The organism is Aquirhabdus parva, from assembly GCF_003351745.1.
GTDB lineage: Bacteria > Pseudomonadota > Gammaproteobacteria > Pseudomonadales > Moraxellaceae > Aquirhabdus > Aquirhabdus parva.
Genome location: NZ_CP031222.1, coordinates 1251180 through 1275243, shown reverse-complemented (window position 1 = coordinate 1275243; position 24064 = coordinate 1251180). Strand labels below are relative to the sequence as shown.

Below are 24064 nucleotides of genomic sequence, written 5' to 3'. Positions count from 1 at the left end.
ATATTAAGTAGCATTTAATGTCGCTTTTAACATCTCATGATTAGAATAAATGCAAATATCGTGATCCAACGGTTTTAAAGCGTTGTCGTTGGCCTTCAAACGTGCAACCTGACTCATCGCAATTGCAACGCGATTTGCTTCAATCGGACGAACGCTAAATGTCTCGGGTAGTAGCTTTTGCCCCCAAGTAAATAAATTCTGACCGATATCCTCAGCCCAGCGCTTCTCATGCGCGCGCGCGCCTAATAATAAAGAAGGCCTAAACACAGAAAAATGTTCAAAACCTATTTTTTGAATATCGGCCTCAAGAATGCCTTTAACCCGGTTATAAAAGACCAGTGAATGGGCATTTGCTCCCATTGCTGAAACCAGCAATAAATGACGCGCGCCTTGTTGATGACACACTTGGGCAAAAGCAAGACTAAAATCATGATCTATCTGATAAAAAGCCTCTTTACTTCCTGCTTGTTTTTGAGTCGATCCCAACGTGCTAAATGCATCAGCACCAGATAAGTCATAACTCGAAAGCACTTGATGGAGCTTGTTGAAATCTGGAATCTGAATCCATGCAAGTTGAGTTTGCGCATTGACTAAATCATAACTCGATAAATCAAAAGACTTGCGTACAACTGCATACACCGTTTGATAATGCCCTGACTGTAACAACTGCTGAATTAGAAGACGCCCGACCAACCCCGTAGCCCCGATTACTATTGCTAAAGGCCCACTTCTCGAAGCTTGTGTTACAATAGCCATATAATCACCTGTATTTAATCTATTTTTAAGTTCATTGATATTAAAAAAACTGAGTACTTCCCCCAACGAATGCCCTATCCTATCCGTTTTCAAGTTTTGCATGAGATTCTAATCAAGGCGATTTTGTAAAAACTAAGAATTCCGTGGAATTTGGGTAGCGTTTTGCTTGATTTTAAAATGCGACTACGGCATAATTCGCGCCTTAATTTGATCTATTAGCACGTTTGAGCGGGTTCATGACTTCTGGCATGGCTGGTTTTGAATGTTGTCTAAGTCAATTACCTACATCTAAAGGAGTCGCTTGAGTGGCAAATTCAGCCCAAGCTCGCAAACGCGCACGTCAAAACGTTAAACAACGTCAACATAATGCAAGCCTACGTTCAATGGTTCGCACATACATCAAGAAAGTAGTCAATGCGATTGCTACTGGTGAATACGCTTCAGCAACTGCTGCTTACAAACAAGCAGTTCCAGTTATTGACCGCGTTGCAGACAAAGGCATTATTCACAAGAATAAAGCTGCACGTCATAAGAGCCGTTTGAACGCTCACATTAAAGCACTTGCTAAATAAGCATTCGCCTTTAATGATCAAAAAACGTCCTTAATTGGGCGTTTTTTATTGTACAAAATTAAGTAATCCCCTCTCTATAAGATCCTACTTAAGCTCGTCTTGCTATCTCGTATTTGTCCTTCTGTTTCAAGATACTTACAGTAAACTTCCAATCGCTAAAGCATAATATCCGAACTGCTACACATCTTTTGCAAACCATCGTAGATATGATGGGCTTTGGACATTTTGTCTATAAGGAAAAAGGGCATGAAGACTCTCAATCTCTCATCAAAACTTCCTAAAATCTTACGTTGGATGAGTATCACGCTACTCATTTTAGCCCTGCTAGCGATAATCAGCTGGTTTGCTGTACCACCATTAGCGAAGCACATCGTCGAGCAGCAAATCGAAACGCAAATCGGTAGACGGGCGACTATCGGTGAGATTCGCTTCAATCCACTGACATTTACCCTTACCGCATCAGACTTCTCACTTTTCGAACCCGATAAAGTGACCACCGCATTTTCAGCAAAAAAACTCGAACTCAGCACATCACTGACATCTATCTATCGTCTTGCGCCCGTTCTTAGCGAAGCTAAACTCATTGAGCCCAAGCTACATATCGTGCGCACAAGTGCAGCAAAATCTGGGCGCTATAACTTCTCAGATATTTTAGACCGTATTCTCGCAAAACCTAAGAGTAACGGAACAACGCTCTTTTCCGTATCGAATATCCAACTCGAAAACGGTGCTATCCAATTTGATGATCAGGTCACGGGCAAAAAAGTTAAGATCGAGTCACTCAATGTAGGACTTCCCTATGTCTCTAACTTTCCCAGCAAGATTGATATTTTTGTCCAACCGCATCTATCCGCGATCATTAATGGAACCACTTTTAATCTCAAAGGGCGAAGCAAACCCTTTTCAGGCAATCAAGAAACTTCATTAGCCTTTGATATTGATCAACTGGATCTGGCAAGTTATGCCGCCTTCTCTCCTGTGGCATTACCTATCAATATTCAAAGCAGTAAATTATCCACGCAACTGGATCTCACCTTCTCTCGAAATAAGAATCAGCCAGAAGTGGCACTGTCTGGCAAAATTAAACTTGATGATCTAGCACTAAAAGACAAAGCAAATAACCCCCTGCTCTATGTTCAGAGCATTAATACCCAGCTTCATAAGCTGAATCTGCTCAATGGCGATGCTGATATTGATAAAATCGAAATTAAAAATCCAGAAGTGTGGAGTAGCTTAAATCATCAAGGACAATTGAACTGGGCTATGCTCAAAGGAGCAACTAAGCCATCCCCCATACAATCTAAAGCCTCACCCAATACTCAAGAGTCCTTACCCAAGATTATCCTGACAAAACTGGACATCCAAGGCGGAACTTTAAATTGGCAAGATGCCACAAATGCATCCCCAGTATTTAATACCCAGCTCAAGAACATTACACTCTTGGCAACCAAGCTATCCTCCGCAAAAGAAGCTCCGCCGAGCAACTTCATACTGTCCAGTGGTACTGCACAAAATCAAGATATCCAATTTGCCGGCACTGTAAGCCCATTGAGCGGTGATCTATCGGGTAAGGTACATATTGCCGCGCTCCCGCTCGCGCTATATCAACCCTATATGAACCGGGTACTTGCTGCATCAGTTTCTGGCGAGCTCTCGCTCAATACATTACTGGATATTCATAATGGGCAATTGGAACTCAAAGAATTAAGAGCAGAGCTCAATGCACTCAAAGCAACTTCACGCTCCACACCAACTAACACTATCAGTGCACAAAAAATTAACCTTGAAAACACCAACGTCAACACATTAACCAAGACCGCAAATATCAGCGCAGTACGCTTGCAAGGTCTCCAAAGTGATATTCGTCGTGATGCACAGGGTAAAATCAATCTTGAGCAATTTATATTAGCAACCCCAAAGACAAAACGACCGACCTCAACTCAAGCAAACTCATCCGCTAAGAAAACTCAAAACAACTGGACTGCCCACCTTAATCAGTTGGCAATCAATGATAGCCATGTAAGCCTGACAGACAACACCGTCACACCTGCTGTTCAACTTCGTGCTGATGGACTCAATCTCACGGTTGAGAATATCTCCAGTAAACTGGATACCCCACTCAAAGTCGGCCTAAAAACACAATTAAATAAAACGGGAAAACTGATAGTAGATGGGATGATCGCAGCGCAATTTAAATCACTGAATCTCGCAATTGATGCTCAAAACCTTCCTATCACTGCGGTACAGCCTTATTTCACAGATTATCTTAATATCGTCCTTGCGGCAGGACAAGCTAGCGCTAAAGGCAAGCTTCAACTGACACCACCCGTTGCTCATCAGCAACTGCATACGACTTATAATGGTAATTTTCGCGTCAATAATCTACGTGCCATTGATAAAGTCACCTCAGATGGCTTTCTTAAATGGAATACGTTAGATATCAGTGGTATTAATGCCAACATCGGCGGTACTGCACAGAGCGTCACGCTATCTAAGATTACCCTAGATAATTTCTACGCTCGCCTTATTCTTTCTGAGGCAGCAAAACTCAATCTGCAGGATGTGATCGTTGCCAAAAATACACCGCCAGGCTCAGCGCCAAAATCAGTCACATCAGATACACCTGCGGATACTACAAAGCCAGATGTATCTAAAATCGAAGTAAAACCAGCTGTGGCTGTTGCAACTGTTACAGAACCAAAATCCAATAGCCCAGTGATTAAAATCGGTCAAGTCATCCTTAAGCGCGGCAACATCAATTACACGGACAATTTCGTTAAACCGCATTACACCGCAAACCTCACCAATATGAATGGTAGCATTGGCGCCGTTTCGTCAGACAAACCACAAGCAGCCCCGATCGATCTCAATGGCAAAATCGACAACGATGCACCTGTCACCATATCAGGTTCATTAAACCCGCTCTTTAAACCCATGTTTCTAGATATTAAGGCCAGTGCAAATGGTGTCGAGCTCCCCCGCTTAACGCCCTATGCCGCTAAATATGCAGGTTATGCCATTGAAAAAGGAAAGCTGTCGATGGATGTGAACTATCACATTGAAAACGATAAGCTCGTTGCACAAAATAATGTCCGTATCGACCAATTAACCTTTGGTGACCGTATAGAAAGTCCTACCGCGACTAAACTGCCAGTGCTCCTAGCCGTTGCACTGCTTAAAGATCGTCATGGCCAAATTAATATTAATTTGCCAATCTCAGGAACACTCTCTGATCCACAGTTTTCTATTGGTGGCATCATTGTGCGTATCTTTATTAACTTGATCACCAAAGCCGTCACATCTCCTTTCGCCTTGATCAGTTCAGCATTTGGCGGAGGAGATGAGTTAGGCTATGCAGAGTTTGCACCAGGCTCTGCTGTGCTGACCAAAGAAGCTCAGGGTAAGCTTGATACGATTGCAAAAGCGCTCATTGATCGCCCCGCACTTAAAATGGATTTGGTCGGTCGCGCAGACCCTAAAACAGATAGTATTGGCATCAGCCAAAACTTGTTGAATCGCAAGATTAAATCCCTTAAGCGCAAGGATAATTCAGAACTGAATGCCGAAGACTCATTAGAAAACCCAGTTACCGATGCGGATAAACAAAAGTATATGGGTAAAGTCTACAGCGCTTCAAAATTTGAAAAGCCTCATAACTTTATTGGTCTGAATAAATCTCTTCCGCCTGCGGAAATGGAAAAGCTTATTGTGACCAATACAGCCGTGAGCCAAGATGATTTAGTTTCATTAGCCAATCAACGGTCAGAAGCGATTCGCACCTATTTACAAACTAAAGGTGAAATCGGATCTGATCGAATATTCTTAATCGCGCCAAAATTGACCAGTGACGGCATCAAAGATAAAGGTGGACCGAATCGTGTTGATTTTGTGTTGAAATAAGCCTCTTAAGCCTCATCTGAGCTGAGATTTCAATCCAACCCAGATAAAGCGCAGCACTTAGATGCTGGCTAAGATGTCAAGTACAGCTTGCTTCGGTGAAGCCGCTTGAGTAATCGGACGACCAACAACCATATGACTCACCCCCTGGCGCATTGCATCAGCAGGCGTCACAATTCTTTTTTGGTCATCAGCATTACTACCCGCTGGGCGAATTCCCGGCGTCACCAATAAGAACTCTGGACCAAACTTTGCTCGTAAGAGTGCCGCTTCCTGTGCGGAACACACCACACCACCCAATCCGCTGTCATAGGCAAGCTGGGCCAAACGCACGACCTGCTCTGCAGGACTAATCGTAATCCCTACATCCAACAAATCTTCAGCTGACATGGAAGTCAGTACAGTGACCCCAATCAGATGCGTCGCATACCCGCCTTGCTTTAAACGTGCCGCACTAGTCTGCATCATCTGACGACCGCCACTGGCATGCACATTCACCATCCACACACCCAAATCTGCGGCAGCTTGAACAGCGTGAGCAGTCGTGTTGGGTATATCATGGAATTTCAAATCGAGAAAAACTTCAAAACCACGCGCATGTAGTGCCTGAACCACAGCAGGGCCAGTATAAGTAAAGAGCTCCTTACCCACTTTGACTCGACATAGCGTAGGGTCAAGCTGATCAGCGATCGCCAGTGCAGCATCTAGTGAATGGGTGTCCAATGCAACTATTAAACTCACGTCTTTATTCTCTTCTTTACTTTTGTCGCATTATAACTCAGCTCGGCGGCAGTGCCATAAAATAAAATGCAGCAGTGAGAAAAGCAGATATGCAGCAAATATCACCAAATACTATTCATAAAAAAGCCGAGAATTAATCTCGACTTTTTATCATCTACACCACCGCTCAACTTCTTTACATCATTGGCGGTACAATGTTTGTTTCTTCGTGTTTTACTGGTGTAGCTGCAGGTACTGCCGATGCAGCAGCTGCGGTAGCGGTAGCGGCAGCAGCTGCTGCAGCTGCCTGAATATGGCGCGCACGTACGACATCGAGCTCTTTATTAAGACGCTTAATTTCCCAACGTGTTTGTACCACACGAAATACCAAGACACCGAGCAATAAACCAACAATGATACCAAGGCCCAGTGTAATCACGAGCAACAAACCCAAATTCATGGTTGGCACTTGTGCAAACAGCAAATCAACCTGTGTAACTGATTGATTAAATAGTACCAAGGTTAATGAATAACCAAATACCGCAACCAATAAAATCACTAAAATAAAGCGCACGATATTACTCCGAAATTAAAAGGACTCGAGACCCTATCCTTGAATATTGTGCATACCTAATAAAATACACATCCAAGGTGATCTTCTTGTATCAAATTTTCTTGAAGTAATATGTGACTCAATCCATATCACCAAGATCATTCTATTGGCGCTTTATTTTTCTGGATTCACAGCGTCACGCAACGCTTTACCAGGTTTAAAATGTGGAACCGATTTAGCTTCAACAGCAACAGATTGGCCAGTTTTAGGATTACGCCCTGCACGTGCTGCGCGATGGTGTAATGCAAAACTACCAAAGCCACGGATTTCGATGCGATTACCATCAGTCAAGGTATCAATCATTTGCTCGAGCATTACTTTCACTGCATCTTCAATTGCAGGTTCAGAAAGTTGATGATATTGGCCAGCCATACGATCAATGATGTCAGATTTATTTAATCCAGTGGTCATTACAATGTCACTCCTTATATTCTTTTGGCAGTGTATCTTACTCATCGGCACGTCTACTGCGTCGAACAATCCTTAATGACTTGCAGCCAGAGTAATACGTTAGATTAACAAGTGATACAACCGAACCTGTTGTTCATAAAGAACAATACGGCTATCTTGGTCTGGAACATAACACCAAGCATCTCGCGCGTCTACCCCAAAATACTCCTTATATACAATAATGTAGTCGATTGACACAAAGCAAACGTCGCACATAAAAAAGCCACCCTATTTAGGATGGCTTTTTTCAACAACCTGAACACTCAAAAAAAGTGTCCTGATTAGTCTTATTTCATTTGAGCTTTGATCAAATCACCGATAGTACGTGGACCAGCACCCTCTTGAGCAGCAGCAGTTGTTGCTTTCAAGTTGTTCACTGCATCACGGTCTTCAGCTTCATCTTTCGCTTTAATCGACAAGTTGATTGAACGTGTTTTACGATCAACGTTGATGATTTTCGCTTCGATTTCTTGACCAACAGTCAGATGCTTAGTGGCATCTTCTACGCGATCACGGTTGATTTCAGAAGCTTTCAATGTACCTTCGATATCGTTACCGAGGTTCACTGTTGCGCCTTTTGCATCAACAGCAGTCACAGTACCTTTAACAAGTGCACCGCGATCATTAGTCGCTGTGTAGTCGTTGAATGGGTCGTTGCTCATTTGCTTAACGCCTAAGCTGATACGATTGCCTTCTGCATCAACAGAGAGGATAACCGCTTCAACGGTGTCGCCTTTCTTGTAGCGGCGGATGGCTTCTTCGCCTTGCTCGCTCCAAGAAATATCAGACAAATGAACCAGACCATCGATACCGCCAGGCAGTCCAATGAAAATACCGAAGTCAGTGATTGACTTGATGGTACCTGATACTTTTTCGCCTTTTTCATGCGCTTTAGCAAACTCATCCCATGGGTTAGCACGGGTTTGTTTGATGCCCAGAGAAATACGACGACGCTCTTGATCAACTTCAAGCACCATCACATTCACTTCATCGCCAATTTGAACGACTTTAGATGGATGGATGTTCTTGTTGGTGTGATCCATTTCACTAACGTGAACCAGACCTTCAACACCTTCAGCGATTTCAGCGAAACAGCCGTAATCAGTCAGGTTGGTGATACGTGCAGCAACAATTGATCCTTTTGGATAATTGTTCATGATTGCTACCCATGGATCTTCACCCAATTGTTTCAGACCAAGGCTGACGCGGTTACGATCGCGGTCAAATTTGAGAACCTTAACAGTAACTTCCTGACCAACTTCAACCACTTCAGAAGGATGCTTGATACGTTTCCATGCCATATCGGTGATATGCAGGAGACCATCAATACCGCCCAGATCAACGAATGCACCGTAGTCTGTGAGGTTCTTGATCAAACCGGTAACGGTTTGGCCTTCTTCCAGTTTACCAAGCAATTGTTCACGGTCAGCTGAACTTTCAGCTTCCATAACTGCACGACGGCTAACAACAACGTTGTTGCGTTTAGCATCAAGCTTGATAATTTTGAACTGTTGATCGATACCTTCAAGATGAGTGGTGTCACGGATTGGACGAGTGTCCACCAATGAACCAGGCAAGAACGCACGAACTGGACCAATATCAACGGTGAAACCGCCTTTAACTTTACCAGAGATGATACCGGTAACGATTTCTTGTGCATCAAACAGACGCTCAAGTTTAGTCCAGGTTTCAACACGTTTTGCTTTTTCACGTGACAGTACAGTTTGACCCATACCGTTATCAAGTGCTTCAACGACCACATCAACAGTGTCGCCAATCGCAACTTCAAGTTCACGAGATTCACTCAAAAACTCTTCACGAGGCACTACGCCTTCGGATTTTAGTCCAGTGTCAACAGTGACCCAATCGCTATCAATGTTTACTACTGTACCTTGAATCACCGCGCCCTTTTCGACGTCAAGCCCTTTGCCTTTTAGGCTTTCTTCAAATAGGGCGGCAAAAGATTCCATCATGGTATAACCTGTTTGTGTATAGCCGCGCAGGGTCAATCTGCTGCGGATCGGATTGAGTCAAATGAAAACACTTGATCTAAAAACAGACCATTGACCATATTTTCACTTGGCTTTTAGAAAGACCAAAAAGCCTTCAATGCACTTGGCTTTTAGAAAGACCAAAAAGCCTTCAATGCACTTTACTCTAAAAAAAGCAAAGCCAACTGAAAGCTAAAAATTTAAAACATACTACGATGTAATTGACTCGTGGATATCAAAATCAATTACACATGTAAATCGATATAACGAATTAACTCAGCCAGCACTTCGTCAATTCCTTTCGATGAGCTATCCACAATGAGGGCATCATCAGCAGGTTTCAAGGGTGCAATCGCACGCTCCATATCACGTCGGTCGCGCGCAACGATGTCTGATAAAATATTGTCTATATTAGCATCAATTGCCATATTCTGCAATTGCTTTACCCGACGCTCTGCACGTGCATTGGCTGACGCTGTCAGATAAATTTTAGCTGGTGCATCCGGAAAAACAACTGTACCCATATCACGACCATCTGCAATTAATCCAGGCTGCACCGCAAAATCCCGTTGACGTTGTAGCAACGCTTCACGCACCTCTGGAATCACAGCAACCTGCGATGCTAGATGACCTGTCTGCTCAGTACGAATGACCTGTGTGACATCATGACCGTCGAGCAAAACCAATAATTGCTGGTCAGCATCTGGAATAAATTGGATATCAAGGGTCAAAGCCAGATTAGCCAATTGTTCAGTCGGAATGACATTTCCACGAAAAGCGCCTTCGTGAAATAAACCCTCTTGCTCCGCTTTTAACCCAAGCAAACGGTACAAGGCGCCAGAATCCAAAAGGTTATAACCGTAGTGCACCGCCAGACGCGCAGCAAGTGTCCCCTTACCTGAGCCACTTGGACCATCAATCGTAATCACATTGGGCACTTTTGCAGATTCGTACGTCATTATAGTGTTTTAGCCAATTTCTTAAGCCCTTGAACAATACCCACTTTCAGCCCAGCTAAAATAATTGGTGCTGAACCTGGAACCTTTCCTTCTAGTTCAATGGTGTAATTCAATAAAGTGCCGGTACCAGCAGGCGTAAAAATCAAACGGCCCACATGATGCTTAATCAAAGGGTTATTGATCAGCACATACTCAATAAACTTATTCGGTTCATACTCAGTAACTTGTTCATAAAGCGGCGTCACTGAACCAATACCCATTTTTCGTACAGAACCTACGCCATCAGGATAATGAGTATCAGCAGAATCTTGAACTCGCGTTACTTGTAACGGTGCAAAACATGCACCCAAACCAGCATGCGTTCCAAGAACCGCAAATACCTGCTCTGGGGACTGCGCAAAACGCTGTTGAATTGTAATTGTAGCCATGACTGTTTCCTTAAAATTTAAAACTTAACTTTCTTTTATCTCTGCGATCGTTGTCGTATCGCCTGTGCGAAATTGACCTTCCCATCGACTAATCACAACCGATGCCAAAGCATTGCCAATGACATTCACCGCAGTTCGTGCCATATCCATGATTCGATCAATCCCTGCAATAAAGGCTAACCCTTCAGCAGGAATCCCCACTGAACCTAATGTTGCCAGCAGAACAACAAAACTCACCCCCGGAACACCAGCAATCCCCTTACTGGTTAACATCAAGACCAAAATAAGCGTAACCTGCTGTCCTAATGAAAGATCAATGCCGTACAACTGCGCTAAAAACAACGCAGCAATGGATTGATATAGTGTACTGCCGTCCAAGTTGAATGAATAACCCGTTGGAATAACAAAAGCAACAATATGCTTTGGCACCCCAAAAGTCTGCATTTTTTCAATCAGACGCGGCAGAACTGTTTCTGAACTTGCCGTACTATATGCCAAAACCAACTCTTCGCGCAAAAGCTTAATGAGCTCAAGCAAGCGTATGCCTACCCAACGTGCAATCAGACCAAAGACCACAAAAACGAAAGTAAACATGGCCAAATAAACAACGCCGACCAGTTTTGCCAATGGAATAAGTGCGGATAGGCCGAATTTACTGACGGCAACAGCCATCAAACCAAATACGCCCAAAGGCGCCAGTTGCATGATTTTTCGTGTGATCCAAAACATGCTATCTGCAGTCAATGCAAACATATTAACCATGGGTTTGCCTTTCTCACCCAGCGAAGCCAACCCCAAACCAAACATCACACTAAAGAAAATAATCGCAAGCATGTCGCCTTTTGCAAGCGCATCAATAATATTTGTTGGGATAACGTGGACAAAAGTATCCGCAAATGAATGATGGGCAACGGTATGCTCAGTTGCAACATAACTTGAAATATCTGTCTTGGTCAGACCTGATAACTGAATGCCTGTGCCTGGCTGCAAGATATCCGCAAAAAACATCCCCACAATAATGGCGACTGTAGTCACTACCTCAAAATACAGTAAGGTCTTTCCACCGAGACGCCCAAGCGCCTTAATATCACCAGTACCCGCCACACCCACAATCAACGTACTAATCACTATCGGTACAACAATCATTTTAATGAGGCGAATAAAAATATCGCCAAGCGGTGCAACCCAAGTCGTAATCCATTCCTGCCCAGCAAAAAGCCAACCGACAAGGATACCCGCGATTAAGCCAATGACAATTTGCCATGCAAGTGATGGAAACTTTAGACCCGACCTTTTCGGAGGCGTCGGAGCCGCATAATCAAGGTGTCTCACCTCGGCTGTTGGCTTATCTATGTCGGCCATAGGTATCAATCCTGATAAATTTAGAGTTCAAGTCTCAAAGATATTACATGCGATATTCAGACCAAACGAATCCATGTCGCTTATTATTTGCGAACCGCTGCGTTTTAGAATGTAACTTTTACATCTAAAATAGTTACTTAGGTGACTTTACATGATTTACAAAATTACAAGGTTTCGTTTCGCTGTTTAATTGTGACTCAAGAATAGTGCTCCATGCGGTTTTACATGCACCTGTAGATCCGGGAACACAAAAGATCAAGGTACGATTTGCCATGCCCGCAAGTGCACGGGATTGTAGTGTACTGGTTCCAATCTCAAGCAAAGAGTAATGGCGAAATAACTCACCAAACCCCTCAACACTCTTATCAAATAGAGGTTGCAATGCCTCTGGCGTACTATCACGACCTGAGAAGCCTGTCCCGCCCGTTGTAATAACCACTTGCACGTCATCAGAGGCTATCCATTTTGAGACGATTGCACGAAGCTGATAAATATCATCTTTGACAATGACGCGGTCAGCCAAATGGTGCCCTGCAGCAACCAAGGTATCACACAGATATTGCCCCGATGTATCGGTAGCCAGTTCACGAGTATCTGAGACGGTTAAAACAGCAATATTTAATGGTTTCATGTAACTATATTCCAATGAATTTAAATGGAGAATTCAACGATATTAACCACGTCGTGACTTAAAAAAAGATTTGAGTAATGCACCACTTTCTTCAGCTAACAGCCCGCCAACAAATGTAAATTTATGATTATAAAAACCATCACTTAATAATTGCCGTGCACTGACTAATGAACCCGCTCGAGGTTCATCCGCTGCATAGATCACCCGACTAACGCGCCCATGAATCAATGCACCTACACACTGGGTACATGGTTCAAGCGTTACATATAACGTAGCATCTTGAGGTAACCGGTAGTTTTGGAGTCGCTGACATGCATCACGTAGCGCACAAATCTCTGCATGAGCAGTCGGGTCGTTAAGAGTAATAGGCTGATTAAACCCCTCGCCGATGATTTGCTCATCATGCACCAAAACTGCACCTACGGGAACCTCGCCAAGTTCTGCCGCACGTTTAGCAAGGTTTAGAGCAGCCGTCATCCATATGTGGTCTTGGGAACTGAATTCCGTATTGTCTGTATTCAACGTCAAATAACAACCGTATTAATTATTGAAGAAGTCACAAATTACAATTAAAGGCATGGCTACACTACACCAAACTGCTTTAACACCTCTCGCCAACTTTCATCATCTGCTTCGGGCATTGCACCAAGCGCTTGAGCCAACGACTCAACATGCTGTACTTGCCATACTGGGGCATTATCTTTATCCACCAAACGTGCTCGTACACCTTCATTAAAATCAGGATGGCGAATTTTCCATTCCGCAAGTTGACGTTCAAGATTAAAGACTTGCGGCCAAGGACGGTCAACGCGACTGGCCCACTGCCAAAGTAGCCAAGTTAAAGCCGCCGTTGATGGCGAACCATTTTTAAGATTATCTGCGGCTTGCTTAAGCCAATGATTGCTTGAAAGTTCCGATAACACAGTGATGGCTTGATAATCTTCTAAGAAATTAACACCACGGCATACCTGTAAAATCTGATCAAGGCTATGACTGAGTGCCTCCCCAATGACGGGACGATGAATGTTCGCCAAGGCGTCTGCGACGAGATGATAATGCCCTGTTGCTGATTCTTGGACTGACCAATCCAACTGGATGAGTTTAGCTAGCACATCTTCTTTACTCAGATGACTGATATGGGTGGCCCAATTTAAGGCATGCGCATCACCGGCATCCAGCATGGCGCCTGTTAAACCTAAAAACAGCCCCACTAAACCACGCTCAGCTAAAAATCTGGATCCACCGACATCAGGAAAGAGACCGATATTAATCTCAGGCATCGCGAGTTTAGAGTTTGGAGTGACTAAACGAAATGGTGCGCTCATGAGTAAGCCCATCCCGCCACCCATCACATACCCTTCACCCCAGACAACAATCGGCTTACTAAATTGATGCAGCATCAAGTCTGCTGCATATTCCTCTTTAAAGAACATATCAGCGCCAGCAGGATTGCCGTCTAATGACATCTGACGTAGCTGACGTACATCTCCACCAGCACAGAACGATTTTTGCGTTGAGCTATCAAACCAAATCGCTTGCGTCTCATCATCTACGGCAAGCTGAATAAGAACTTCGAATATCGCTCGGGATAAAGACTCATCAAGCGCATGTAAGGATTTTGGGCGATTTAAACGCAGAATCGTCCAACCATTTCCTGCACGCTCAGTGATTAACTCTGGATGATCAACCAAATTCAATGATGTCATTTAATATCCCTATTACGTTCATTCTATAAATAATTTTAGTTACATGAAACTAATTTAACTGCCAATTAATTGGAGATTTACCATGTTGCACCAAATATTGATTCGTCTTGCTAAATGGCTTGAGACCAAAAAAACCACCACGATTAGCCGCAAGCGGAGATGGATGGACCGCGGTCAAAACCAAATGACGCTCTCGGTCAATAAACTGACCTTTCTTCTGTGCATAGGCACCCCACAGAATAAAGACCGTATTATTTGTCTGCTCATTTACAACATCGATCACATGGTCAGTAAACTCCTCCCACCCCCTCCCCTGATGACTGGTGGGTTGCCCTTCAACGACAGTCATTACACTGTTTAGAAGTAGGACGCCTTGCTCAGCCCAAGAAGTCAAATCACCATGCCCTGCAGGTTTAATTCCCAAATCTGTGGACAGTTCATGCATGATATTACGCAATGAGGGCGGAATTGGAATGCTACGCTGTACAGAAAACGCCAAACCATTGGCCTGACGTGCACCATGGTAAGGATCTTGTCCCAAAATAACGACTTTGACCTGATCAAACGGCGTTGTATTAAAAGCATTGAAAATCAAATTATTGGGCGGAAATACCACGAGCTCTTTCTTTTTCTGTTCTGTCAAAAACTGACGTAACGAACCCATCGATTCGCTGGTTAGCGCATCTGCCAACGCATTTTTCCAACCCGACTCGAGTTGTACACGGGCAAGAATGGCTGCTTTTTCTGTGTCTACTATCTCGCTCATAAACGACTACTATTTTGTCTAAATCAATGGAATCAAACGCCAAAGCACTAAATTTAAGTATTTTGGCTCTCTATTCAAAACTTAAAATACGACTGGCTGACCCACTAACTGAGATAATTGCTCACGAGAAGTATCACTCATCTTCTTTTTATCCACTTTTAAGTAAGCCACATGTTGATCAGGCAAAACGACCACATCCTCGACCCCCCCCACTTCCAGCAAGCATGCAGCCCAATCATTCATCTTGGCATTCACATGCTGAGAACCTTGCGGGAAGTCCGGCAAACGGATCGATAAACTCGACAAGTAAGGGGGTGAGTTTAAACCAACAACGATCAAAAACCACACCAATGTTATTACGGTCAAAATCGCCCAACTTAATTGAGGGGTTGCAAAGGTGAGTAACTGACCGCCTAATACTCCACCCGCAAAAGCACCAAGAAATTGACTCGACGCATTGATGCCCATCGCGGTCGCTTTCGCAGCAGCAGGTGCACGCTTAGCAAGCCATGAAGGAATCATAGCTTCAAGCAGGTTAAATGCGAGGAAGAATAAACCCACTCCAAGCAACAAACCAACGCGAGAGTGATCTGCCGTTAAAACAACTAATGACATCACAACCAGCGCAACACTACCGATAAAAATACGCCGCATCCGACGTTTAACCTCAGCCACAATAATCGCTGGAATCGTCATGACTGCGCCCAGTAGCAAGAGCGGCAAATACAACCAACCATGCTCCTCGACTGGAATGTGCGCGTAACGAACTAATTGCTGTGGAAGCATCACAAAAGCTGCTGTCATGACTAAATGAAGCGCAAAAATAGAGATATGAAGACGATTTAAATCAGGCAAAACGAGGACCGACTTAAGCTGTACACCAAAACCAAGAGGATTCTGCTTCAAAAGGCGCAATGGCGAAGGCACAATTGCTAACAATCCTATTGCCAAAACACCCGCAATCGAGGTCAGCCAGAATAAGCCAGAAAGTCCTACATGTTTAGTTAAAAAGGGACCCAAGCTAAAAGCAATAATAAAGGATAGGCCAATGCTCATACCCATCGCGGCCATTGCCTTACTGCGGTGTTGCTCTCGTGTTACATCAGCCAAAAGTGCCATCACAACTGCGGAAATCGCACCTGCACCGGCAATCGCGCGGCCTAAGATGACCCCCCAAATTGAAGTCGACATCGCAGCAATGGCTCCGCCGAGAGCAAAAATTAATAGACCAATGACAATTAAAGGCTTACGCGCTGTTCGATCTGCCAATAGGCTGACAGGAATTTGTAAAATCGCTTGAGATAATCCATACACTCCGATCGCAAGACCAATCAATGCAGGTGTTGCACCTGTATAGCCTTGTCCGTAGATTGCAAATACTGGGACAATCATAAATAACCCAAGCATTCGCAAGGCAAAAATACTACCTAATGCAAACGTGGCACGTAGTTCAGAAACATTCATAGTGGTTTGGAGCTCTAGGCATCAATCTTGTGAATCAATTTTGCAAAAAAAAGATGATCTACAAATTTGCCAGATGACACAGCAAAGTGAAATATAACGAATTCAGATTATGCCGTAATTTAGCATACATCGCCATGTGCTTTAGTAATGTCCCAGGTTAATTTAGGAGTTGCTTTAATATGCCTGTATCTTGAATGTTTCAAGAAAACAAAATCTTTTCACTAATTCCATGAATATAAATAATTTTTATAAAACGAATTGTAATAAACGCACCAAAGCAATGTTTTCGATACAAACATCCTGATATAATTCACAAAGAAGTCTCTTTTTAATCTAAAAGGGTGCTTTATTGCATTATTTGCAAAGCTTTCCGTTCATTACAGACCTATTTTGTCTGCAAAAACGTCATTTTTTTGCGTTTATTGACTGTTTTTCAGTCGAAAGGAACAAGTTGTATAGTGTTCGAGAAATTGCATTGGTCTCCAATCACGAAGCACCCGATGTATCGAATATGCTGCTCCCTCTAATTTCTAGTTAAGGTCGCAAGATGAGTAACCAACCATACACTAAACTTTTACGCATGCTCCCTCTACTGGGTATCGTGCTCGCCGCAAGCCTTTTGAGCGGTTGCGACATGGCTCTGCTTAACCCAAAAGGTCAAGTCGGTATTGATGAGAAAAACCTCATCCTTACAGCAACGGGTCTTATGCTGATCGTTGTTATTCCAGTTATTTTCATGACAATTTACTTTGCATGGAAATACCGAGCCTCTAACACGAAAGCAAAATACACACCAGACTGGTCGCATTCAAATAAAATCGAAGTCGTCGTTTGGACGATTCCATGTATCATCATCATTGCACTTGCGATCGTGACGTGGAAAAGCTCACATGCGCTTAATCCACAAAAACCTATTGAGTCATCAGCAAAGCCTTTAGTGATTGAAGTGGTTGCCCTAGATTGGAAGTGGCTATTCATCTACCCAGAACAAGGGATTGCGACAGTTAATCAAATCGCCTTCCCTGTAAATGTCCCTGTGGAGTTCCGTATCACTTCTGGTACGGTCATGAACTCCTTCTTCATTCCGCAATTAGGTAGCCAAATCTACGCAATGGGCGGCATGCAAAGTAAATTACACCTTATTGCTAATGAAGCAGGTACTTTCCCTGGATTATCTGCAAACTATAGCGGTGCTGGTTTCTCTGATATGACATTCAAGGCAATTGCAAACTCACCTGCTGAATTTGATGCATGGGTTAAACAAGTCAAACAGGCACCTCAAGCTTTAAATACTGACACCTACAAGACATTAGAAAAACCAACCATTAAGCATCCAGTTGAGTACTACTCAACCGTCACGCCAGATCTGTTTGACACCATCATCGTGAATGCTCAAAAGGGCGCAAACCCACCTGCAGCAGTAAGCCATGAAGAACACGCAGCTATGAGCAGTGAAGACATGCATAACATGCCTATGACTACCACACAACATTAAGTATCAGAGGAATAATCAATGTCTGTAAACTTATTGGGGAATTTAACGCTTGAAGCGATTCCCTATCACGAACCAATTCTGGTCGTCACGTTTATTGCAGCGTCCCTGCTGGGCCTCGCCCTGCTCGGTGCAATAACGTACTACGGTAAATGGAAATACTTATGGACGGAGTGGCTCACCACTGTTGACCATAAAAAAATCGGTGTGATGTATATCGTCGTTGCACTTGTTATGCTGGTCCGCGGTTTCTCCGATGCATTCATGATGCGTACGCAGTTGATGATTGCGCAAGGAGATAATCCTGGTTTCTTACCCCCTCACCATTACGACCAAGTTTTCACCGCACACGGTGTGATCATGATTCTTTTCATGGCCATGCCGTTGATGGTTGGTCTAATGAACATCGTTGTGCCCCTACAAATTGGTGCACGTGATGTTGCCTTCCCTTTCCTGAATTCGATCAGCTTCTGGTTATTTGCTGTCGGCGCAATATTGATCAATCTTTCCCTCTTCGTAGGTGAGTTTGCGCGTACTGGTTGGCTGGCCTACCCTCCTCTTTCAGGTCTGGCCTATAGTCCAGGTGTTGGGGTGGATTACTGGATCTGGAGTATTCAGATTGCGGGTATCGGTACATTGCTAACTGGTGTTAACTTCTTCGTGACCATCATGAAGATGCGCGCTCCAGGTATGACACTCATGAAAATGCCAGTATTCATCTGGGCAATTCTGTGTACCAACATCCTGATTATTGCTGCGTTCCCAGTTTTGACTGTGACTATCGCATTACTGACTCTTGATCGTTATTTTGACATGCACTTCTTCACCAATGAACTGGGTGGGAATCAGATGATGTACGTCAACCTGATCTGGGTTTGGGGACATCCTGAAGTTTATATTCTGATTTTGCCTGCATTTGGTATCTTTTCAGAAGTTGTTGCAACCTTCTCTCGTAAGAAACTGTTTGGTTACACCTCATTGGTATGGGCAACTGGCGTTATCACCATCTTGTCATTTATCGTTTGGTTACATCACTTCTTTACCATGGGTGCTGGCGCAAACGTCAATGCATTCTTCGGTATTGCGACCATGATTATTTCGATTCCAACAGGGCTCAAGATCTTCAACTGGTTGTTTACCATGTACCAAGGTCGTATTCAATTCACCCCACCAATCATCTGGACCATCGGCTTCCTCATTACATTTACTGTGGGCGGTATGACCGGTGTACTCTTGGCGGTTCCTGGTGCTGACTTTGTATTGCATAACAGTTTGTTCTTGATTGCTCACTTCCATAACGTGATTATTGGTGGTGTTGTATTTGGTTATCTTGCTGGTTTTGCATATTGGTTCCCGAAAGCATTTGGTTTCAAACTGAGTGATAAAATTGGTGCATATTCCGCTTATTGCTGGATCGCAGGTTTCTTCTTAGCATTCGTTCCGCTATATATCCTTGGCTTCATGGGTATGACTCGTCGTCTGAACCATTACGACAACCCAGCGTGGCAGCCTTTGTTGATCGTTGCATTCTTCGGGATGCTCGTAATTGCACTGGGTATTTTCTTGCAGTTCGTTCAATTGTTCTTTGGTTTCAAAAACCAAGCGAAAAATCGCGATGTGACTGGCGACCCATGGGATGGCCGTACTTTAGAGTGGTCAACTTCATCTCCACCGCCGTTCTATAACTTTGCGGTTATTCCAACTGTTCATAGCCTCGATGCATTTTGGGAAATGAAAAAGGATGGTTCAGTCAACAACCACCCTGTCAAATACAATGACATTCATATGCCAAAGAACACCGCTGTAGGCGTTATCGTTGGTGTCTTTAGCCTCTTGTTCGGTTTTGCTTTGATTTGGCATATCTGGTGGCTTGTTGCTGTTGGTGTGGTTGCAACTATCGTGACTGTTATTGTCCGTAGTTATGATGACTCAACTGACTACTATGTGCCAGCTGCAGAAGTAGAGCGCATTGAAAACCTACATATCCAAGAGAAAAAAGCGTATCAGGATGTAAATCATGTCTAATGAAGTATTAAGCACGCCACATTCTCATGATGATGCTCATCATGACAGTCATGACGACCATGCTCACCATGATGCGGGTCCGATGAAGATCTACGGTTTCTGGATCTACATTCTCAGTGACTTGATGCTCTTCGCATCACTTTTCGCAACGTTTGCCGTACTGCATGACAGCTATGCAGGCGGCCCAACGGGTAAAGATATTTTTGAACTACCCTACGTACTTGGCGAAACTGCATTACTGTTGTTTAGTAGTATCACCTATGGTTTTGCAATCCTAGGCATGTACAAAAACAACAAAGCTCAAGTTATCGGTTGGCTCATCATCACCTTTATCTTTGGTGCTGGCTTTATCGGTATGGAAGTCAATGAGTTCCACCATTTGATCGTTGAAGGTCATGGTCCAGATCGCAGTGCTTTCCTATCTGCATTCTTTACTCTAGTTGGTACACACGGATTGCACGTGACCTCTGGTCTGATCTGGATGGCAACAATGATTGCCCTCGTCAGTCAGAAAGGTCTCACATCAACCAACAAAACACGTTTGCTCTGCCTTAGCTTGTTCTGGCATTTCCTTGACGTGGTTTGGATTTGTGTATTCACTGTTGTTTACTTATTGGGAGTGTTGTAATGGGACACGGACATAACGATCATTCAGGATCACATGGCAGCTTTAAGTCATACGCTATCGGTTTCATTCTGTCTGTGATCTTAACGGCTATTCCTTTTGCGCTAGTCATGCATCCTGTGACATCAACCAGTGCAACGATTGCTTGGATATTTATCCTTGCGGCCGTGCAGGTTGTGGTTCATTTGCATTACTTCTTGCATATGGATCTATCACCAGCATCACGTGATACTGTAGTTTCTTTTGTCTTCACTGCGATTATCATCGTTCTTGTGATCGGTGGATCGATTTGGATCATGCAAAACCTGAATCACAATACAATGATTATGGGTGACTAGAGCCTATTTTTATGTTTAGGCACTATTTGCAGTTAACCAAGCCAGGCATTATCTTCGGTAACTTAATTACGTTAATCGGTGGATTTTTACTGGCTTCCAAAGGAAACTTTGATCCCGTTCTATTCTTAGCAACCGCAGTCAGTGTTTCACTGATTGTGGCTTCTGGATGTGTATTCAATAACTACATTGATCGTGATATTGATGTAAAAATGGAACGCACAAAGAATAGAGCGTTGGTCACAGGGCTTATCTCACCTCACCATGCGCTGATTTTTGCCAGTGTTCTAGGACTCTTGGGGATTACCCTCCTCTATACGATGACTAACCTGCTTGCGACCTTGCTTGTCGTATTAGGTTTTGTGGTCTATGTTGGTTTTTACAGTTTGTACCTTAAGCGTCATTCAGTTTATGGCACTTTAGTCGGTAGTATTTCGGGTGCAATGCCCCCTGTAATTGGATATTGTGCGGTTAGCAATCAATTCGATTTAGGCGCATTGATCTTGCTCGTGATTTTTAGCATTTGGCAGATGCCCCATTCTTTTGCCATTGCGATTTATCGCTTCCAAGATTACGCAGCAGCATCGATCCCAGTACTCCCTGTAAAAGAAGGAATCCTAACGGCAAAGAAACATATAGTCGGTTGGATTATTGCCTATACGCTAGCGACACTATCGCTGACGATAGCGGGATATACAGGTTACGTTTATTTCGTTGCCGCGGCTATTATGGGCCTCTATTGGCTTTACTTGGCGATCAAAGGCTTTTCCGTCTCTGATGACCAAGTATGGGCAAAGAAACTGTTTCTAGTTTCGGTGATCATTATCACGATTTTGAGTGTTTTGATGGCCGTTGATTATCAGCGCTAAGCATTCAGCGGTTTTAATAAAAAAGCGAATAACTTCAGTTATTCGCTTTTTTTATTGGTTTGTTTTTATACACTACAATATCTAACTTACTTATCTCTAAAACTTCTCACTTCACTCCAATGGTCAGCCCCGCCTGTTGTGCCAACACCGTGAAATTTGGAAAACTAGTCGCTACAGTTTCAGTCCCGTTAATCGTGATCACTCCGCTCGCTCGTAATCCCGCTATTGCAAAACTCATCGCGATACGATGATCATGATGACTCTCGATGGTACCCGAACCAAATACAGCACCCTGACTGCCCTTACCTTCAATAATCATCCCATCTTCAGTTGGCGTGCAATCCACGCCTAAAATGCGCAAGCCATCCGCCATCACTTGGATACGATCAGACTCTTTCACACGAAGCTCGGCAGCACCCGTGAGTACCGTACGTCCTTCTGCACATGCAGCGGCGATAAACAATGCAGGGAACTCATCAATCGCCAGTGGTACCTGATCTTCAGGAATATGAATGCCTTTTAATGTTCCCGCTTGGATACGAATATCGGCAACTGGCTCGCCACCAGCCATGGCTTGATTTTCAAGGCTAATGTTGGCACCCATTTGCTTCAATATCTCTAAAACGCCTGTACGCGTTGGATTTATACCGACTTGACGCAGTACCACGTTGGAGTTGGCAGTAATTGCTGCCGCAACCATAAAGAAGGTCGCGGAGGAGATATCCGCAGGAACTTGAATATTAGTCGCTGTGAGCTTCCCCCCTCCTTCAATGGTCACCTTATTGCCATCAACACTGACAGGATAACCAAAAGCCGTAAGCATGCGCTCGGTATGATCACGTGTCGGCTCTGGCTCCGTCACAGTGGTTTTACCCTTGGCCCATAAGGCCGCAAGCAAAATACCGGACTTCACTTGAGCACTGGCCATAGGCAACAAATAATCAATACCCTGTAATGCTTGACCACCACTGATGCTGATCGGCGGTGTGCCCTTTTCACCCGTGGTTTGAATTTTTGCGCCCATTAAGCGTAAGGGCTTAGCGATACGCTCCATCGGACGTTTGGTCAGTGAAGGGTCACCTGTCAGCACGGTATCAAACGGTTGTGCTGACAAAATGCCAGAAATGAGACGTGTCGTTGTCCCAGAGTTACCCATATACAGAGCACCTTTAGGTGGCTTCAAACCCTGTAAACCAACACCATGAATGGTGACTTCACCATTCTTTGGATCGGTGATCACGACACCCATATCTCGAAATGCCTGCAGGGTCGCGAGTGCGTCTTCACCCTCTAAGAAACCAGTGACATACGTTGTACCCTCTGCAAGTGCACCCAACATAATCGAACGATGTGACACCGACTTATCGCCAGGAATCGTAAGAGTTCCTGACATGGTGCCGCCCGGTTGAACGATAAATTGTTGAGATGTGGTACTGTTACTCATAGCGGATTCCAAATAAGGCGTTTTTTCAATCATGTGGGTAAAGTGAGTCCGTGCAGCTTGGGCTCTAGTCAACGTACCGATTAACGATGTCGAATCATCATGTTCAATCAAGGACTTCAGTTGTTGCAGTTGTCCTGTGAAGCCATCGATAGCAGCGAGAATTGCTTTTTTATTGGCGAGAAAAATATCATGCCACATCTGCGGATCACTGGCAGCAATACGGGTAAAATCTCGAAAACCACCAGCCGCAAAACGGAAAATATCAAGATTATCAGCACGACTTGCAAGCTGATCAACGAGGTTAAAAGCAAGTAAGTGAGGTAAATGACTGGTATGCGCTAAAATTTCATCATGATCAGCAACTGTCATCTTCAAAACGTCTGCACCTGCAGACTTCCACATCATGGTGACTTTTTCTAAAGCCTCAACACTGGTCGAGTCCAGTGGGGTCACAATGACTTTATGATGGCGAAATAAATCAACCTTACCGGCCATCACACCACTTTTTTCAGCACCTGCAATCGGATGTGCTGGGACAAAGCCGCTGGGCAGTTGATCGCCAAAAACATTGATTGCAGCCTGAACAACGTTCCCTTTCGTGCTACCAACATCTGTAATAATGGCATCGGTCCGAATTGAACTTGCGATCAAACGTAATACGGCTTCAGTTGCACCGACCGGCATTGCAAGTACGATGAGATCGGCATCTTTAACCGCTTCAATTGGATCGGAAAAACCAGCATCAATCACCCCAAGTGTTTGGGCTTGGTCCAGTGTCGTTTGTGAACGAGTACTCGCCACAATCTGACGCGCCAAATGATTGGCACGCAATACGCGGGCAAGGCTCGAACCAATTAAACCTAGCCCAATAAAAGCAACCTTGTCAAAAATGACTTTTTGAGTCAGATCTTGAGCAATCGTTACAGGTTCTGACATGACCAAAAATCCTTTTTTACGTT

The 24064-nt window shown here is 44.0% G+C and carries 21 protein-coding genes; 7 read left to right on the top strand and 14 right to left on the bottom strand.

What is annotated here, in order from left to right; genetic code table 11:
* Positions 1–3: 3 nt before the first annotated feature.
* Entirely contained in the window at positions 4–858 is an 855-nt protein-coding gene (locus HYN46_RS05650) for an NAD(P)H-binding protein (RefSeq protein WP_114898475.1), read from the bottom strand.
* Positions 859–1061: 203 nt separating this feature from the next.
* On the opposite strand from HYN46_RS05650, the gene rpsT reads away from it, so the two are divergent.
* Together rpsT and HYN46_RS05640 are read left to right on the top strand one after the other, a co-directional pair.
* Positions 1062–1328, top strand: coding sequence for a 30S ribosomal protein S20 (rpsT, locus tag HYN46_RS05645; protein WP_114898474.1), 267 nt, complete (start codon positions 1062–1064; stop codon positions 1326–1328).
* 246 nt (positions 1329–1574) lie between these two features.
* Positions 1575–5228, top strand: coding sequence for a DUF748 domain-containing protein (locus HYN46_RS05640; RefSeq protein WP_114898473.1), 3654 nt, complete (start codon positions 1575–1577; stop codon positions 5226–5228).
* 57 nt (positions 5229–5285) lie between these two features.
* Here the strand turns inward: HYN46_RS05640 and pyrF are convergent, their stop codons facing one another.
* From pyrF to HYN46_RS05580, 12 genes are all read right to left on the bottom strand, one after another.
* Positions 5286–5966: an orotidine-5'-phosphate decarboxylase gene (gene pyrF / locus HYN46_RS05635; RefSeq protein WP_114898472.1), complete on the bottom strand. Its 681-nt coding sequence runs from the start codon at positions 5964–5966 to the stop codon at positions 5286–5288.
* 175 nt (positions 5967–6141) lie between these two features.
* The gene (locus HYN46_RS05630) at positions 6142–6519 is read right to left on the bottom strand and encodes a LapA family protein (RefSeq protein ID WP_114898471.1); all 378 of its coding nucleotides are present in this window, start codon (positions 6517–6519) and stop codon (positions 6142–6144) included.
* 153 nt (positions 6520–6672) lie between these two features.
* Positions 6673–6969: an integration host factor subunit beta gene (locus HYN46_RS05625; protein ID WP_265935989.1), complete on the bottom strand. Its 297-nt coding sequence runs from the start codon at positions 6967–6969 to the stop codon at positions 6673–6675.
* A 326-nt stretch (positions 6970–7295) separates the two neighbouring features.
* A complete protein-coding gene (gene rpsA / locus HYN46_RS05620; protein WP_114900632.1) occupies positions 7296–8981 on the bottom strand; it encodes a 30S ribosomal protein S1 in 1686 nt (561 codons plus the stop codon).
* A 263-nt stretch (positions 8982–9244) separates the two neighbouring features.
* Positions 9245–9958: a (d)CMP kinase gene (gene cmk / locus HYN46_RS05615; RefSeq protein WP_114898469.1), complete on the bottom strand. Its 714-nt coding sequence runs from the start codon at positions 9956–9958 to the stop codon at positions 9245–9247.
* Positions 9958–10386 carry an SRPBCC family protein gene (locus HYN46_RS05610; protein WP_114898468.1) on the bottom strand — a complete coding sequence of 143 codons (429 nt, stop codon included), beginning with the start codon at positions 10384–10386 and terminating at the stop codon, positions 9958–9960. The genes cmk and HYN46_RS05610 overlap by 1 nt, the downstream gene beginning before the upstream one ends.
* Positions 10387–10410: 24 nt before the next feature.
* On the bottom strand, positions 10411–11748 hold the full coding sequence (locus HYN46_RS05605; RefSeq protein ID WP_114898467.1) for a cation:dicarboxylate symporter family transporter: 1338 nt from the start codon (positions 11746–11748) through the stop codon (positions 10411–10413).
* Between the two features lie 133 nt (positions 11749–11881).
* A complete protein-coding gene (moaB, locus tag HYN46_RS05600; protein WP_114898466.1) occupies positions 11882–12379 on the bottom strand; it encodes a molybdenum cofactor biosynthesis protein B in 498 nt (165 codons plus the stop codon).
* Between the two features lie 42 nt (positions 12380–12421).
* On the bottom strand, positions 12422–12901 hold the full coding sequence (tadA, locus tag HYN46_RS05595; protein WP_228254928.1) for a tRNA adenosine(34) deaminase TadA: 480 nt from the start codon (positions 12899–12901) through the stop codon (positions 12422–12424).
* Positions 12902–12960: 59 nt separating this feature from the next.
* Positions 12961–14085 carry an enoyl-CoA hydratase/isomerase family protein gene (locus tag HYN46_RS05590; protein ID WP_114898464.1) on the bottom strand — a complete coding sequence of 375 codons (1125 nt, stop codon included), beginning with the start codon at positions 14083–14085 and terminating at the stop codon, positions 12961–12963.
* Positions 14086–14134: 49 nt separating this feature from the next.
* Positions 14135–14851: a uracil-DNA glycosylase gene (ung, locus tag HYN46_RS05585; protein WP_114898463.1), complete on the bottom strand. Its 717-nt coding sequence runs from the start codon at positions 14849–14851 to the stop codon at positions 14135–14137.
* An 81-nt stretch (positions 14852–14932) separates the two neighbouring features.
* Positions 14933–16315 carry an MFS transporter gene (locus tag HYN46_RS05580; RefSeq protein ID WP_114898462.1) on the bottom strand — a complete coding sequence of 461 codons (1383 nt, stop codon included), beginning with the start codon at positions 16313–16315 and terminating at the stop codon, positions 14933–14935.
* Positions 16316–16862: 547 nt separating this feature from the next.
* Between HYN46_RS05580 and cyoA the strand changes: the two genes are divergently transcribed.
* Genes cyoA through cyoE form a run of 5 tightly spaced genes read left to right on the top strand, consistent with a single transcriptional unit; the run spans position 16863 to position 21661 of the window.
* Entirely contained in the window at positions 16863–17810 is a 948-nt protein-coding gene (cyoA, locus tag HYN46_RS05575; protein WP_114898461.1) for a ubiquinol oxidase subunit II, read from the top strand.
* An 18-nt stretch (positions 17811–17828) separates the two neighbouring features.
* Positions 17829–19832 (top strand): cytochrome o ubiquinol oxidase subunit I, encoded by a 2004-nt coding sequence (gene cyoB, locus HYN46_RS05570; RefSeq protein ID WP_114898460.1) that lies wholly within the window; start codon positions 17829–17831, stop codon positions 19830–19832.
* A complete protein-coding gene (locus HYN46_RS05565) occupies positions 19825–20460 on the top strand; it encodes a cytochrome o ubiquinol oxidase subunit III (protein ID WP_114898459.1) in 636 nt (211 codons plus the stop codon). Before cyoB ends, HYN46_RS05565 begins: the two co-directional genes overlap by 8 nt.
* Positions 20460–20795 carry a cytochrome o ubiquinol oxidase subunit IV gene (gene cyoD / locus HYN46_RS05560; RefSeq protein ID WP_114898458.1) on the top strand — a complete coding sequence of 112 codons (336 nt, stop codon included), beginning with the start codon at positions 20460–20462 and terminating at the stop codon, positions 20793–20795. Before HYN46_RS05565 ends, cyoD begins: the two co-directional genes overlap by 1 nt.
* Positions 20796–20806: 11 nt before the next feature.
* Positions 20807–21661: a heme o synthase gene (cyoE, locus tag HYN46_RS05555; protein ID WP_114898457.1), complete on the top strand. Its 855-nt coding sequence runs from the start codon at positions 20807–20809 to the stop codon at positions 21659–21661.
* Positions 21662–21767: 106 nt separating this feature from the next.
* Here the strand turns inward: cyoE and HYN46_RS05550 are convergent, their stop codons facing one another.
* Positions 21768–24041 (bottom strand): bifunctional prephenate dehydrogenase/3-phosphoshikimate 1-carboxyvinyltransferase, encoded by a 2274-nt coding sequence (locus HYN46_RS05550; RefSeq protein WP_114898456.1) that lies wholly within the window; start codon positions 24039–24041, stop codon positions 21768–21770.
* Between the last annotated feature and the right edge of the window lie 23 nt (positions 24042–24064).

Excerpts from the sequence above, each read along its gene's own strand:
- HYN46_RS05625 (WP_265935989.1), bottom strand. The coding sequence starts at position 6,969 with ATGACCACTGGATTAAATAAATCTGACATCATTGATCGTATGGCTGGC.
- cyoE (WP_114898457.1), top strand. The coding sequence starts at position 20,807 with ATGTTTAGGCACTATTTGCAGTTAACCAAGCCAGGCATTATCTTCGGT.
- HYN46_RS05565 (WP_114898459.1), top strand. The coding sequence starts at position 19,825 with ATGTCTAATGAAGTATTAAGCACGCCACATTCTCATGATGATGCTCAT.
- rpsA (WP_114900632.1), bottom strand. The coding sequence starts at position 8,981 with ATGATGGAATCTTTTGCCGCCCTATTTGAAGAAAGCCTAAAAGGCAAA.
- HYN46_RS05590 (WP_114898464.1), bottom strand. The coding sequence starts at position 14,085 with ATGACATCATTGAATTTGGTTGATCATCCAGAGTTAATCACTGAGCGT.
- cyoD (WP_114898458.1), top strand. The coding sequence starts at position 20,460 with ATGGGACACGGACATAACGATCATTCAGGATCACATGGCAGCTTTAAG.
- cmk (WP_114898469.1), bottom strand. The coding sequence starts at position 9,958 with ATGACGTACGAATCTGCAAAAGTGCCCAATGTGATTACGATTGATGGT.
- cyoA (WP_114898461.1), top strand. The coding sequence starts at position 16,863 with ATGAGTAACCAACCATACACTAAACTTTTACGCATGCTCCCTCTACTG.
- moaB (WP_114898466.1), bottom strand. The coding sequence starts at position 12,379 with ATGAAACCATTAAATATTGCTGTTTTAACCGTCTCAGATACTCGTGAA.
- HYN46_RS05610 (WP_114898468.1), bottom strand. The coding sequence starts at position 10,386 with ATGGCTACAATTACAATTCAACAGCGTTTTGCGCAGTCCCCAGAGCAG.
- ung (WP_114898463.1), bottom strand. The coding sequence starts at position 14,851 with ATGAGCGAGATAGTAGACACAGAAAAAGCAGCCATTCTTGCCCGTGTA.
- cyoB (WP_114898460.1), top strand. The coding sequence starts at position 17,829 with ATGTCTGTAAACTTATTGGGGAATTTAACGCTTGAAGCGATTCCCTAT.
- HYN46_RS05605 (WP_114898467.1), bottom strand. The coding sequence starts at position 11,748 with ATGGCCGACATAGATAAGCCAACAGCCGAGGTGAGACACCTTGATTAT.
- HYN46_RS05550 (WP_114898456.1), bottom strand. The coding sequence starts at position 24,041 with ATGTCAGAACCTGTAACGATTGCTCAAGATCTGACTCAAAAAGTCATT.
- HYN46_RS05650 (WP_114898475.1), bottom strand. The coding sequence starts at position 858 with ATGCAAAACTTGAAAACGGATAGGATAGGGCATTCGTTGGGGGAAGTA.
- HYN46_RS05640 (WP_114898473.1), top strand. The coding sequence starts at position 1,575 with ATGAAGACTCTCAATCTCTCATCAAAACTTCCTAAAATCTTACGTTGG.
- HYN46_RS05580 (WP_114898462.1), bottom strand. The coding sequence starts at position 16,315 with ATGAATGTTTCTGAACTACGTGCCACGTTTGCATTAGGTAGTATTTTT.